17 protein-coding genes are annotated in these 13181 nt (G+C 59.9%); 11 read left to right on the top strand and 6 right to left on the bottom strand.

Annotation, left to right across the window (positions count from 1 at the left end; genetic code table 11):
- Window positions 1-39 precede the first annotated feature (39 nt).
- On the bottom strand, window positions 40-786 hold the full coding sequence (gene mnmC2 / locus EYC79_RS19640) for a tRNA (5-methylaminomethyl-2-thiouridine)(34)-methyltransferase MnmC2 (RefSeq protein ID WP_130979234.1): 747 nt from the start codon (window positions 784-786) through the stop codon (window positions 40-42).
- On the opposite strand from mnmC2, the gene EYC79_RS19635 reads away from it, so the two are divergent.
- The 9 genes from EYC79_RS19635 (at window position 785) to EYC79_RS19595 (ending at window position 6666) form a co-directional block, all read left to right on the top strand.
- Window positions 785-1978, top strand: coding sequence for an NAD(P)/FAD-dependent oxidoreductase (locus EYC79_RS19635; RefSeq protein ID WP_130979233.1), 1194 nt, complete (start codon window positions 785-787; stop codon window positions 1976-1978). The genes mnmC2 and EYC79_RS19635 overlap by 2 nt on opposite strands.
- Before the next feature lie 105 nt (window positions 1979-2083).
- Entirely contained in the window at window positions 2084-2791 is a 708-nt protein-coding gene (locus EYC79_RS19630) for a DUF1045 domain-containing protein (protein ID WP_130979232.1), read from the top strand.
- A gap of 129 nt (window positions 2792-2920) precedes the next feature.
- Entirely contained in the window at window positions 2921-3844 is a 924-nt protein-coding gene (gene puuE / locus EYC79_RS19625; protein ID WP_130979231.1) for an allantoinase PuuE, read from the top strand.
- The gene (gene uraD / locus EYC79_RS19620; protein ID WP_130979230.1) at window positions 3844-4347 is read left to right on the top strand and encodes a 2-oxo-4-hydroxy-4-carboxy-5-ureidoimidazoline decarboxylase; all 504 of its coding nucleotides are present in this window, start codon (window positions 3844-3846) and stop codon (window positions 4345-4347) included. The genes puuE and uraD overlap by 1 nt, the downstream gene beginning before the upstream one ends.
- A 62-nt stretch (window positions 4348-4409) precedes the next feature.
- On the top strand, window positions 4410-4703 hold the full coding sequence (locus EYC79_RS19615) for a nucleotidyltransferase family protein (RefSeq protein ID WP_130979229.1): 294 nt from the start codon (window positions 4410-4412) through the stop codon (window positions 4701-4703).
- Complete coding sequence (locus EYC79_RS19610) at window positions 4700-5062, top strand: HepT-like ribonuclease domain-containing protein (RefSeq protein WP_130979228.1); 363 nt, start codon at window positions 4700-4702, stop codon at window positions 5060-5062. Before EYC79_RS19615 ends, EYC79_RS19610 begins: the two co-directional genes overlap by 4 nt.
- 4 nt (window positions 5063-5066) lie before the next feature.
- Window positions 5067-5567 carry an ureidoglycolate lyase gene (locus EYC79_RS19605; protein ID WP_111850409.1) on the top strand — a complete coding sequence of 167 codons (501 nt, stop codon included), beginning with the start codon at window positions 5067-5069 and terminating at the stop codon, window positions 5565-5567.
- Complete coding sequence (gene uraH, locus EYC79_RS19600) at window positions 5564-5920, top strand: hydroxyisourate hydrolase (RefSeq protein WP_130979227.1); 357 nt, start codon at window positions 5564-5566, stop codon at window positions 5918-5920. The genes EYC79_RS19605 and uraH overlap by 4 nt, the downstream gene beginning before the upstream one ends.
- Window positions 5921-5925: 5 nt before the next feature.
- Window positions 5926-6666, top strand: a complete 741-nt coding sequence (locus EYC79_RS19595) for a metallophosphoesterase family protein (protein ID WP_130979226.1) — start codon at window positions 5926-5928, stop codon at window positions 6664-6666.
- 36 nt (window positions 6667-6702) lie between these two features.
- Here the strand turns inward: EYC79_RS19595 and EYC79_RS19590 are convergent, their stop codons facing one another.
- From EYC79_RS19590 to EYC79_RS19580, 3 genes are all read right to left on the bottom strand, one after another.
- Window positions 6703-7974, bottom strand: coding sequence for a D-alanyl-D-alanine carboxypeptidase (locus tag EYC79_RS19590; protein WP_062426619.1), 1272 nt, complete (start codon window positions 7972-7974; stop codon window positions 6703-6705).
- A 436-nt stretch (window positions 7975-8410) separates the two neighbouring features.
- Window positions 8411-9553 carry an alpha-hydroxy acid oxidase gene (locus tag EYC79_RS19585; RefSeq protein ID WP_165457081.1) on the bottom strand — a complete coding sequence of 381 codons (1143 nt, stop codon included), beginning with the start codon at window positions 9551-9553 and terminating at the stop codon, window positions 8411-8413.
- 132 nt (window positions 9554-9685) lie between these two features.
- Entirely contained in the window at window positions 9686-10288 is a 603-nt protein-coding gene (locus EYC79_RS19580; RefSeq protein WP_130979224.1) for a TetR/AcrR family transcriptional regulator, read from the bottom strand.
- A 78-nt stretch (window positions 10289-10366) separates the two neighbouring features.
- Between EYC79_RS19580 and bdcA the strand changes: the two genes are divergently transcribed.
- Window positions 10367-11074 (top strand): SDR family oxidoreductase, encoded by a 708-nt coding sequence (bdcA, locus tag EYC79_RS19575; protein ID WP_130979223.1) that lies wholly within the window; start codon window positions 10367-10369, stop codon window positions 11072-11074.
- 71 nt (window positions 11075-11145) lie between these two features.
- On the opposite strand, the gene EYC79_RS19570 is transcribed toward bdcA, so the two are convergent.
- On the bottom strand, window positions 11146-12042 hold the full coding sequence (locus EYC79_RS19570) for a LysR family transcriptional regulator (protein WP_130979385.1): 897 nt from the start codon (window positions 12040-12042) through the stop codon (window positions 11146-11148).
- 118 nt (window positions 12043-12160) lie between these two features.
- On the opposite strand from EYC79_RS19570, the gene EYC79_RS19565 reads away from it, so the two are divergent.
- Window positions 12161-12550, top strand: coding sequence for a RidA family protein (locus EYC79_RS19565; protein WP_130979222.1), 390 nt, complete (start codon window positions 12161-12163; stop codon window positions 12548-12550).
- 15 nt (window positions 12551-12565) lie between these two features.
- Here the strand turns inward: EYC79_RS19565 and EYC79_RS19560 are convergent, their stop codons facing one another.
- Window positions 12566-12952, bottom strand: coding sequence for an ester cyclase (locus tag EYC79_RS19560; RefSeq protein ID WP_130979221.1), 387 nt, complete (start codon window positions 12950-12952; stop codon window positions 12566-12568).
- Window positions 12953-13181 lie beyond the last annotated feature (229 nt).

Genomic DNA, 13181 nt, shown 5'->3' with positions numbered 1-13181 from the left:
CGTTTTTGTTTTGGGCATCTTGTCGATGGGACGGCGAGGCTACTCGGCCGATCTGCTATCGCCCTGCTTCGTGCCGCAGAGCATTTCCCGCTTGCCCGCAAAGCCCTTTCGGCGCTCGACTGCAAAGCCTGCGGACTGCAAGTTTCGGCGGACAAATCCAGCGGCGGCATAGGTCGCGAAGGTTCCGCGCTCTTGCGTCTTGTCGTAGATCGCGCTCATGATCTCTACCGACCACATGTCTGGATTGCGCGCTGGCGCAAAGCCATCGAGGTACCAGGCGTCGAAGACGAGGTCGCTTTGCTTGATACCCTGTAACGCCTCGCCGCAGACGACGGTGAGCTTCGTCTGCTCATCCAGTTGCAGCTCAACGATACCGTGGGGCTCTTCCGGCCAAAGTGCGACGAGGGCCTGACGCTCGGCATTCACCTCGGGCCAGCGCGACAGCGCCCGGTCGATCTCTGCGGCGCGCATCGGGTAAAGCTCGAAGGACACGAAGTGCAATGTCTTGCCAGGCTTGCGCGCAATCCTCCACTGCCGCCATGTCTCGGTGAGATTGAGCGCGGTGCCGAAGCCGAGTTCTCCGATCACGAAGGTTTCTTTCGGGTGATCTTCCCAGCGATCCGGCAGTCCGTTGCCGTTGAGAGAGACATGCTCGCATTCCAGCCGCCCCTCGGTCTGGCAATAAAAATGATCGCCAAAGGCCAGGGAATAGGGCATATCGCCCTCTCGCCAATCCAGCATGTTGTTGCCGGTGCTGTCCGGTCTTGCGTCTTCGGGATGTGTCATGGTCCAAGCCGATAGTCTTCCCGATCACCAAGGTCAATCGCCTTGGCCCTCCCGTACCGCGCTGCTGATTGTCGGCGGCGGCATAATGGGCCTGTGGGCGGCGCTGAAGGCGGACCGTCTGGGGGTCGATACGGTGCTGGTCGATGCGGGCCAAACGGGAAGCGGCGCAAGCGGCGGCCTGCTCGGCGCCCTGATGCCGCACATGCCGGATCGCTGGAACGACAAGAAGCAGTTTCAGTTCGATGCGCTTCTGACGCTTGAAGACGAGATTGCGCAGCTGGAAGCCGAAACCGGCATGTCGGCCGGTTACCGGCGATGCGGGCGCATCATCCCGCTGCCGAAGCCGCATCTGCGACCCATCGCCGAACGCCATCGCCAGGAGGCGCTGACCAACTGGGATCAGCAGGGGCAGCGTTTTCACTGGCATGTGCTGGATGCGCCGCCGGTGGCAAACTGGGTCGATGCATCCGCGGGGCAGGCGGGCTTTGTGCATGATACCTTTGCCGCCAAGGTCTCGCCGCGGGCGTTGGTTGCAGCACTCACCGTGCGTCTTAAAGCTTCGCGACACGTGCGTGTCGTGGAGGGCCAACGGGTTGTCTCGCTGGGCAAAGAGCGCGTCGCGCATTTCGACGATGGCGCGCGACTGTCATTTTCCCATGCCATTGTCTCGGCGGGCCATACTTCCTTTCCACTCTTGACGCAGGCATTTGCGCTTCCCGCTGAGCCAGCACTGGGTCAGGCGGTGAAGGGCCAGGCCGCCCTGTTGCGGGCGACGATCGATCCGGCCATGCCGGTGGTCTTCCTCAACGGGCTTTACATCGTGCCGCATGAGGACGGAACGGTTGCGATCGGCAGCACCAGCGAGGAAGACTTTGCCGATGCCTTCAGCACCGATGCGAAGCTGGACGCTCTGATGGATGCGGCAAGGGAAATTGTGCCGGCGCTTTCAACGGCCGAGGTGATCGAGCGTTGGGCCGGTCTTCGTCCAAAAGCAATTGGTCGTGATCCGATGGTGGGTGCACATCCTGATTGCCCTCAGATTGTAGCCCTGACCGGCGGCTTCAAGGTGAGCTTCGGTCTGGCGCATCGTCTTGCGAATGCTGCGCTTTGCGCCGTTCAGGGCCAGAATATGGATGTGCCCTCAAGCTTCCGCACCGAAACGCACCTGGCTCTCGCTCACGGAAATCTTTGATTCGTCTTCGTTTTGCGTCGTCAATCTGTCACGCAAATCACCTATCTGCTGTCGCCATGCACATACAGACGTAAATCCCAGTTGAGCGGGGCGAGGTGACGACGCATGCGGTACGCCATTCATTACACGCCTTCCCCGAACGATCCGATGACCTTTGCCGCGGCATCGTGGCTTGGGCGCGACGTCTATTCCGGCCACAGCATCGAGCCACCGCCGCAGACCGGGCTTGGGATGCAGGAGCTCTCCTACTTCACTGCACTTCCGCGCCGATACGGCTTCCACGGTGCAATCAAGGCGCCGTTTTACCTTGCCGAAGGCATGACCGAAGCCGGGCTTCTTCGCGACCTGATGCGGTTTGCCGGCGCGCACCAGCCCTTCACGCTGCCGCCGCTTGAAATCGCCAAGCTGGGCAACAGCTATGGGCTCGTCCCGTCCTGGCCATCGGAGACGCTGAATTTCCTCGCCGCGAGCGTGGTGCAGGATTTCGATCGCTACCGCGCGCCTCTTTCTGACGCCGACATCGACCGGGCCGATCCGCACCGGCTCTCTGCTACACAGTTGACCAATCTGCATCGCTGGGGACACCCTTACGTCATGGATGAGTTTCGTTTTCAGATGACGCTGACCGGCGCCATCGTGCCAGCCGATTGCGCTCGCCTGGAGCGGGCCTTGCGAAGCGTTTTCGCCGCCCTGCTGGAGCGACCGCTGGAGTTCGCCAATCTGGCGCTCTTCGTCGAAGAAGAGCCGGGGGCACCTTTCAGGGTGCATTCGCTGCATCCGATGGGCCGCGTCTCGGCGCGCAAGATCGCCTGATTGCAAGGCGCGCTGGACGTTTCAGCCCAGCGTAAAAGCAGCGGGCGCTTTTGGTGAAATTGCGCTGAAACGCTCTCGACTTTCCGGTCTGCGATGCTACCGTTCACGAAATTTCGTGAAGGTGATTTGATGATTTCCGCAGACTATCCCCGCAATCTCATTGGTTATGGCCGCAACGCTCCCGATCCGAAATGGCCGGGAGATGCGCGCATCGCCGTGCAATTCGTCATCAATTATGAAGAGGGCGGGGAGAGCTGCATTCTCGACAATGACAAGGCGTCGGAATCGCTGCTCTCCGAAATCGTTGGGGCGCAGCCGTGGGCCGGTCAGCGCAACCTCAACATGGAATCGATCTACGAATATGGCTCGCGCGCCGGTTTCTGGCGTCTCTGGCGCATGTTCACCTCGCTTGGCGTGACCACCACTGTCTATGGCGTGACCTCCGCCATGGCGCGCAATCCGGAAGCGGTTGCGGCGATGAAGGAAGCGGGGTGGGAGATTGCCAGCCACGGCTATCGCTGGCTGGAATATAAGGATTTCTCCGAAGAGGAAGAGCGCAAGCACATTCTCGAAGCGGTGCGGCTGCACACCGAACTGACCGGCGAGCGGCCTTACGGCATGTATCAGGGCAAGCCGTCCGACCATACGCTGAAGCTGGTGATGGAGGAGGGTGGCTTCCTCTATTCCTCCGATTCCTACGCCGACGATCTGCCCTATTGGGTCAAGGGTTCTAAGAACGATCCATTCCTGATCATCCCCTATACGCTCGAAACCAACGACATGCGCTTTGCCACGCCGCAGGGCTTCAATTCCGGCGATCAGTTCTACACCTATCTGAAGGATGCCTTTGACGTGCTCTATCAGGAGGGCGCGGAAGGCTCCGCCAAGATGATGAGTGTCGGCCTGCATTGCCGTCTGGTCGGACGTCCGGGACGTGCGGCAGCGCTTCGTCGCTTCATCGAATATGTGCTCGGCCACGAGAAGGTCTGGATACCGCAGCGGATCGACATTGCGCGCCACTGGCACGAGCATCATAAGCCGGAGGCGCTTTGATGCTAGAGCGCGACGATTTCATCAGCCGTTTCGGCGGCGTCTTCGAGCATTCTCCCTTCATCGCCGAGCGCGCCTATGATGCAGGTCTTGTGGTGGAGCCGCTGACGGCGAAAGGTGTTCACGAGGCGCTTCGCGTGCCGTTTCGTGCCGCCTCATATGAGGAGCGTCTCGGCGTCTTGCGGGCGCATCCGGATCTTGCCGGTAAGCTCGCCATTGCCGGCGGGCTGACAGAGGACAGCAAAAAGGAGCAGGCCGGTGCCGGGCTCGATCGGCTGACGCCGGAAGAGCATGCGCGCTTCACCGCCCTCAATACGGCTTATGTCGAGAAGAACGGTTTTCCTTTCATCATCGCGGTGAAGGGGCTTAACAAGGACGATATTCTGCGTGCCTTCGAAGAGCGCATTCACAACGATGCCGAACAGGAGTTTGCGACGGCAACCGCACAGGTGGAGAAGATCGCTTACTTGCGCCTTTCCGCGCTGTTGCCCGAGACTGCCGCCTGATGCGGCAGCTTTCCATGCGGCCTTTTGCGCCCTATATTCCCCGCCAGCAAAGGATTTAGGCGATGAGACCGTCGGACGTGCTGGAGCAGAATCGGGAGGCGATCCGCGAAGCGACCAAGCGCTTCAATGCGGCCAATCCGCGCGTCTTCGGTTCGGTTGCGCGCGGCGAGGACCGGCCGGACAGCGATCTCGATATTCTGGTCGATGCCTTGCCAGGGACGACCCTCTTCGATCTCGGCGGGTTGCTGGAGGAGCTTTCGGACATGATGAGAGGGACTAATGTCCATCTTCTCACGGCGGGCGATCTTCCTGAGCGCATTCGCTTTCGGGTCGTAGAAGAAGCAAGTCCGATATGAGATCTGACAGCCTGCTTCAGCATATTGAGACGATCGAGACGATCGCGTCGAGAGTTCAGACCTTCGTGCGGGACATGGACGAGGCGTCTTTCCTCTCCGACACGCGGACCCAGATGGCGGTGATGCTGTGCTTGGTTCTCATCGGCGAAGCCGTGATCAGGATTGATGGTGAGGCACCGGAATTCTTGGCGCAGCATCCCCATGTGCCTTGGGCACCGATCAGAGATATGCGAGACCTCATTCTGCTTGACTATGTCCAGGTCGAGTTGCCTGCCATCTGGCAGGCGGTCACTGAAATCATCCCCGATCTGCAAGAAGGTGTTGCCACCATCCGAAACTGGCGCGCGCAAGGTGAATAAGCATTTGAGTGAATTTCTGGAAATCCGCCCTCTCGAGCGTGAAGCCTTTCGTGCCTTTGGCGATGTTATCGAAGCCGATCCGTCGACGATGCGCCTCATCAATGGCGGCAATACCGAGCGGTATCATGCGCTCGCTCAAGCCGATGTGGTCGGTGAGGGCGCGCGCGTCGTCATCAATCTCTTTCGCGGCACGCCCCGACGCTTTCCCCATGCGATCGATATGATGGAGCGGCATCCGTTTGGCAGCCAGAGCTTTTCGCCGCTCTCTGCGCGACCGTTTCTGGTGGTGGTCGCGGAGGATGAGGGTGGCAAGCCGGGTCGGCCCCAGGCTTATCTTGCGGCGCCCGGCCAAGGGGTGAACTATCATCGCAATGTCTGGCACCATCCGCTGATGACGATCGGTGAAACGAGCGATTTTCTGGTGGTGGACCGCGATGGTCCAGGCATCAATCTGGAAGAGTATTTTTACGAGCAACCCTTTTTCATAGCGGAGCCACGTCCATGACCGGCCTGACGACCCATGTTCTCGATGCTGCCCACGGTACGCCTGCGCAAGGGCTGAAAATCGATCTCTACCGGCTGGATGGTGAGCGTCGCGAGAAGCTGAAGAGCGTGGAAACCAATAGCGATGGCCGGGTGGATGGTGGGCCGCTGCTGGTGGGTGAGGATTTCCGCGCGGGGCAGTATGAGCTGGTCTTCCATGCCGGCGATTATCTGCGCCAGAAAGGCTTTGTGCTGCCTGAACCGGCCTTCCTCGACATCATCCCCATCCGCTTCGGCATCGCCGATGAGGCCGGGCATTACCACGTGCCGTTGCTGCTTTCGCCCTTCAGCTACTCCACCTATCGCGGGAGCTGATCGTCATGATCTTTGCTGCGATTGCCGACGTCCACGGAAACCATGCAGCGCTTGAAGCGGTGCTGGCCGATATTGAAAAGCTTGGCATCACCGACATCGTCAATCTCGGCGATTGTTTCAGCGGTCCGCTGGAAGCGGGGCGCACCGCGAGATTGCTGATCGACCGAGGCATTCCGACGGTGCGCGGCAATCATGACCGCGCCTTGATCGAGGAGCAGCCGGATGAGATGGGGTCGTGGGAAAAGACGATCTACCCGCAGCTTTCTCCAGGGGATCTCGAATGGCTGAAAGCGCTGCCATTCGACATGGTGTTCAAGGACGTGGCCTATTGCTGCCATGGTTCACCGGCTGGCGATCTGGACTATTGGCTGGAGCGCATCCTGCCGGAGGGCGTGCTGCATCTGCGTGCCCGCGCCGAGATCGAAGCGCTTGCCCGCAGCATCGATCAGCCGATCATGCTTTGCGGCCACACCCATATTGCCCGCACCGTGCAGCTTTCCGACGGTCGCCTGATCGTCAATCCAGGCAGTGTGGGTTGTCCCGGCTGGAAGGATGACGAGCCGGTCTATCACCAGGTCGATGTCGGCCATGGACTGGCGGCCTACGCGGTTCTCGAAGACACCGCGCATGGCTGGCAGGTGACCCATCGCAATATCCGCTATGACGCAGCCCCCATGGCGGCATTGGCTCGCGAGAATGGCATGGACCGCGTCGGCAACGCGATCGAGAGCGGCTGGTTGGACTGAACTGGCCTGATCTGGGTGGAGCTCTGCTGTCAGAGCTCAGCCGTTGCTTGTCATGACCACGCAGGAATAGGAGCGTGCCTTCAGGTCCTTGCAGGCCGAAAGCGCCTCTGCCTGGGTGTCGAAGCCGGTGAAGCGGGCGCGGTAGAGCGTTGCGCCGCCGGTTCTGACCGCTTCGGTATAGGGTGCCACACCGGCATGGCCTGAGGATAGCGAATCCTTGGCAGATTTCAGCATGGAGAGGGCGGCGGCTTCGGAGTCGGTTGCGGCGATCTGCACTTCCCAGCGGCTTCTGCCTGGAGGAACGGCGGAGGGAGCTGCGACGGAAGTCTGCATCATATCGGCCATCATGCCATCTGCCGCCGCAATCTGATTTGCGATCGGGTCATGGCGCTCGGCAAACATCGGAAGAGGTACGACGGAGGGTGGCGTGTCGAAGGTGCGGCTGGTGCTGGCGCTGGCGACCAGCTGCTCGGTGTTGCGGGTGCGCGATGCTTTCGGAAGAGTGCGGTCAAGCAGCGCGACGACCTGATTGTCGCGGCGTTGGGCGCTCTGCCCACCCAAGACGACGGCGACGACGCTGCGGCCATTGTGATTGACGGCGCTGACGATGTTGAAGCCGGAGGCGTTGGTGTAGCCCGTCTTGATGCCGTCGACGCCCTTGTAGCGCGTCAGCAGGCGGTTATGGCCACGGATCGTCTTGCCGCGAAAGGTGAATGATGTGGAGCTGAACATCTTGTATTCGCGGGGAAAATCCCGTTGCAGTGCGAGGCCGAGTTTCGCCATGTCGCGCGCGGTGGTGACTTGCGATTTGTTCGGTAGGCCGGATGCATTGCGGAAGACGGTTTTCGTCATGCCAAGTTGGCGCGCCTTGCGCGTCATCATGTCGGCGAAGCGGGCTTCGGAGCCGCCGAGATAATCGCCCATGCCTTCGGCCAGATCATTGGCGGATTTGACGATCATGCCATAGACGGCTTCGCGTACCGTGAAGGTCGTGCCGGCGCGAACATAGAGCTTGGAGGGAATGGTCGCCGCGCCATTCTTCGACATGGTGATGCGCTGATCCCAGGTGATGCGGCCCTTATGCAGCGCCTCGAAGGTCAGATAAAGGGTCATCATCTTGGTCAGCGATGCGGGATATTTCAGCTGATCGGCATTCTGCGAATCCAGCACCTTTCCAGAATTCGCATCGATGACGATATGCGCATAGCGTGCCTGCGCTGGTGCTGCCCCGAAAGTGAGGATCGCGCAGAAAAATGCCAAAGCGAAAAGCCACGCTTCAGCCGTTCCCCGTCTGATCTTACCCGACATGAAATTCCCCTTACTGCCCATCGAATGTGGGTCCGTCCCGAAGCTGCCCGTTCCGCATAAGGTAACGCCGCTTTCGGGCAACAAAACCGTTCAAAGTTTAAAGACTGCCTTCATGCTTAATTAAGTATGAAAATCGACCCTTACTGGTGGCGGGTCAGATTTGGGACTTGGCGGGTGGATGAAGGGTTTCTGCAGTGCTTCGGACGTGCATGTGAGGCGGCTCGGCACGATAGCAATCACCCGGAAAGGCCATCTGCGAGTGCTGAATTTTCGGGGTTTTTTAGATGGTCGCCACACAAGGCGGGGCGTCCGCACAGGAGGTAACAGATACGCTCGGCAGATCAACCGGCGTCATCTTGAGAGCCGCCTTCAGGCATGTCGCCCTCACGTCATTGTGAGGGCGCCGGAAGGTCGGATCGGTGCGGTTTTGCCTTAATCAGGCGTTCTGAACGAGGATGCTGCGATCGATATCGGTGATGAGACGCTTGCCGCAAAGCGCCATGGTGATGTCCATTTCCTTGCGGATGATCTCAAGTGCTGTCGTCACGCCAAGCTTTCCGTTGGCGCCGAGGCCGTAGAGGAAGGGGCGGCCGATATAGGTGCCCTTGGCGCCGAGCGCGATGGCTTTCAGCACGTCCTGGCCAGAACGAATGCCGCCATCCATATGGACTTCGATCCTGTCACCCACGGCATCGACGATCTTCGGCAGCATGGCGATGGAGGAGAGTGCGCCATCCAACTGACGACCGCCATGGTTGGAGACGATGATGGCATCCGCACCCGTATCAGCCGCAGCACGGGCATCTTCCTCATCGAGAATGCCCTTGAGGATTAGCTTGCCGCCCCAGCGTTCCTTGATCCACTCGACATCTTTCCAGGAAAGCCGCGGGTCGAACTGCTCCGCGGTCCAGGACGAGAGGGAGGAAAGATCGGACACATTCTTGGCGTGGCCGACAATGTTGCCGAAGCTACGACGCTTGGTCTGCAGCATGTCGAGGCACCATTTCGGCCGCGTCGCCATCTGCCAGATGTGCTTGGGCGTGAATTTCGGCGGGGCAGAAAGGCCGTTGCGCAGATCCTTGTGGCGCTGGCCGAGGATCTGAAGGTCGAGCGTCAGGACCAGCGCCGAGCACTTGGCGGCCTTTGCCCGGTCGATCAGGTTGTTGATGAAGTCGCGGTCCTTCATCACGTAGAGCTGGAACCAGAAGGGTCGCGAGGTGACGGAGGCGACATCCTCGATCGAGCAGATGCTCATGGTCGAAAGGGTGAAGGGAACGCCGAACTCTTCGGCGGCTTTGGCCGCCAGCATCTCACCATCGGCGTGCTGCATGCCGGTGAGGCCCGTTGGGGAGAGTGCGACCGGCATCGAGACCTTCTCGCCAATCATGTGCGTTTCCAGCGAACGATTGGTCATGTCCACCAGCACGCGCTGACGCAGCTTTATCTTCTGAAAATCATCCTCATTGGCGCGGTAAGTGCCTTCGGTCCACGCGCCGCTATCGGCATAGTCGAAGAACATTTTCGGCACGCGACGTTGCGCCTGTTTCTTCAGGTCTGCGATGGTGAGGATTTTGCTCATGGATAAAGCCTTCAAATTTGAATGACAGTTGGCCATAGCACGGATTTCGGCACCATGTCACCGGAATCGTTGCGCAAGCGGGCAGGAAAGGGTGCTCACTTCGCGTGTTGTGCCGCAAGGGCAAAGCGGCATTCATCCGTTCGCGGAATGAAGTTCCAGTTGGACTGCCTTGCCCGCCAGCCGTGCGATTTCCAGCAGGCGCGCGAGGCTTACTCCGTTGCGGGCCATCGCAGAAAGGCCGGCCATGCTTGAGCAGACGAAGTCGGCCAGCCGATCCGCCTTGTCGGGAAATTTCTGCGCGATGTGAGATCGGATGACCTGGCCTGCCGCCGCATAGAAAACCCTTGCAGCGTTTCGGGCTTCCTCGTCGTCGCAGCGAGTGCTTTCGATCACCAAGCAGCCCCTGGCCTCGGGATCTGCCGCATATCGCCGCGCAGCATCCTCCATCACCGCCGTCAAGCTTTCGCCGATGGGCCTATCCGACTGCAACAGGTCTGGCAGCGGAATAGCGTCCGTCCTGTTGTACTGATCGAGGACCCGCCGGTAGAGACCAAGCTTGCTGCCAAAGGCGGCATAAAAGCTGGGCGGGTTGATTCCGAGTGCCGCCGTAATCTCCGCGACACCGAGCGCATCGAAGCCGCGCGCGTGGAAGAGATGTTTTGCCGTAGCAACGGCCTCATCGGGATCGAAGCGGCGCGGGCGGCCTCGGGGCTTGGAGACTTTTGTATCGCTCATTACATAATGCCTTGACCGTGATGATCTTTGGGTATTTATGTATCGATCATTACGTTAATCTTCAAGGAAGCAAAAACCATGTTCGAAGGAAAATCCATTCTGGTGCTCGGCGCCAGCCGTGGCATCGGCGCCGCCATCGTGCGCCGTTTCGCAACCGATGGCGCGAAGGTCACATTCACCTATGGCGCATCCAAAGATGCGGCGGAGAGCCTGGCGAGCGAAACGGGAAGCACCGCAATCCAGGCCGATAGCGCTAACAGAGATGCGGTTATCAAGGTGGTGCGCGAGAGCGGCCCTCTGGATATCCTGATCGTCAATTCCGGCATCGCCATCTTCGGGGATGCCCTCGACCAGGACCCGGATGCAATCGATCGTCTTTTCCAGATCAACATCCAGACGCCCTATCACGCATCGGTCGAGGCGGCGCGGCAGATGCCGGAAGGCGGGCGCATCATCGTCATCGGCTCGGTGAATGGCGACCGGATGCCGGTGCCTGGCATGGCGTCCTATGCGGTCAGCAAGTCGGCGCTGCAGGGACTGGCAAGAGGGCTTGCGCGTGACTTCGGGCCCCGTGGCATCACCATCAATGTCGTGCAGCCCGGCCCCATCGATACCGACGCCAACCCTGAAAGCGGGCCGATGAAGGATCTGATGCACAGCTTCATGGCGATCAAGCGCCATGGCCGCCCGGAGGAAGTGGCTGGCATGGTGGCCTGGCTTTCCGGCCCGGAAGCGGGCTTCGTGACCGGTGCGATGCACACGATCGACGGCGCCTTCGGAGCCTGATGTGAACAGGGCGGAGGGAGCCGGCTTCCTTCGCCTTCCCTACGGGATAAGAGCCACCAGCCGCGCTCAGCTTATGCGCTCGGCTGGGATTTCACCACGTCGATAAAGGCGCGCAGCGGTGGTGGAACCGATCGATGACCGGGATAATAGAGCGCCATTCTCTCAGGCGCATGCATCCAGGACGTGAGCACCGGTGTCAATTGGCCGGCGGCGATGGCGGGTTCGGCAATCCAGCTGACGACATAGGCGATCCCCAGACCACTTGCGGCAGCCTCGATCATCAGATCCTCGTCATCCAGCACCACGGTTCCGCCAGTCTCGACGGTGAGTTCTTGTCCAGCGCGCTCGAACTCCCATTTGTAAAGCTTGCCGCTCGGCAGGCGGTGGCCGATGCAGCGATGTTGAGTGAGATCGTGCGGCGTGAGCGGTTCTCCGGCGCGCTCGAGATAGGCGGGCGAGGCGACGCAGAGAAAGTGCACGGGCTTGCCGAAAGGGACGGCGACCATGTCCTTCGGGATGGCCTCCATCAGGCGAACACCGGCGTCGAAGCCCGCGGACACGATATCGATCAACCGGCCATCTGCCACGAGATCGACCTCGACATCCGGATACCGCTCCGTCATCAGCGGCAGGATTTCCCGCACAAGATAGGCGATGGTGACACGCGGCGCGTTGATCCTCACTCGCCCCGCCACATTGCCGCGAAAGGCAGCCGTGGCATCGAGCGCCTCATCCAATGAATTCATGACCTTGTGCAGCCGATCGAGCAGTGAAAGTCCCGCTTCCGTGGGCGAGACGCTGCGGGTCGTTCGGTTGAGCAACCGCACGCCAAGGCGTTCCTCGAGCGCGCGCACCGTGTGGCTCAATGTGGACGGCGCCGTTCCAAGCTCGTCCGCCGCACGCCGAAAGCTGCGATGGGTGGCGACGGCCATGAAGGCGGTGAGTTCTGTCAGGGATGGACGCATGATTGATGGGAATTTTGCATGAGCGCATCCCAACTACAACGTCTAATCGCATCTATGCGTCATTGCTATCTCTCCAACAGCCGAGGTGAACGATCCCGGCCGATTGAAGAAGGAGAAGCACATGACAAAATCAGAAGCAATTTTCCCGGCCCGCCGTCAGGCCCTTTACGACATGCACCGCTATTCCGCCGCCATCCGATCCGGCGATCTTCTGTTCATTTCCGGACAGGTTGGCGCGCGCGAGGATGGATCGCCCGAGCCGGATTTCGGAAAGCAGGTTGAACTGGCCTTCAACAATCTTCAGGCGGTGTTGGAGGCCGCCGGCGGTACGTTTGACGATATCATCGACGTGACGACGTTCCATACCGATCCGGAGCAGCAATTCGATGCGGTGCTTGCGGTCAAGGACAAGATCTTTGCGCAGGCGCCCTATCCGAACTGGACTGCGGTCGGCGTAAACTGGCTTGCCGGTTTCGACTTCGAAATCAAGGTGATCGCACGTCTTCCTTGAGCATGAAGCGGCGGATTAGAGGCCCAGCTGGGCCTCAATCGCAGTCTTGTCGATCACGGACCAGACAGAGACGATCTGCAGATGGCGGAACTCATAGAAGACGTTCTCGGCAAATGAAATGCGCCGCCCGTTGATAGGAAGTCCGAGGAACATGGATTTCGGCGCGCAGTCGAATTCCAGCCTTGCCGCGATGAAGGGCGGATCGCAGGCGAGGAGCCCGATCTTGAAGGAAAGATCCGGAATCGTCTCGAAGTCGTTAATCAACATGCTCCTGTAACCATCGAGCCCGAACCTCCGGCCATTATGCGTCACGTCAGAGGCAACGAATGTCTCGAGATCATCCCAGCGTTGGTCGTTGAGGCAGGCAATGTAGGCGCGATAGTGATCGGCGAGCTGTGTCATTCAAATCTGTCCCTGCTGTTGAAACGGGAGTGTCCCTTCATCTGAAGTCGGATTCGCTGCAGGAGTTCCTATTATCGCTAAATTAGAAATTCAAAATCGATAAACTCTGGACTTCAAGCGAAGGATATCCCCGATTCCAATAGAGCTGCCGTCAAGAAAACCACGGTGGCAAAAAACAGAACAGGCGGCTCAAGGCCGCCTGTTCGCATGTGTTTCGCTGGAGACTTCT

The organism is Agrobacterium cavarae (assembly GCF_004310285.1).
Classification (GTDB): Bacteria; Pseudomonadota; Alphaproteobacteria; order Rhizobiales; family Rhizobiaceae; genus Agrobacterium; species Agrobacterium cavarae.
The sequence above is the reverse complement of the archived record's forward strand: the minus strand, read 5'-3'. Positions and strand labels throughout refer to the sequence as shown.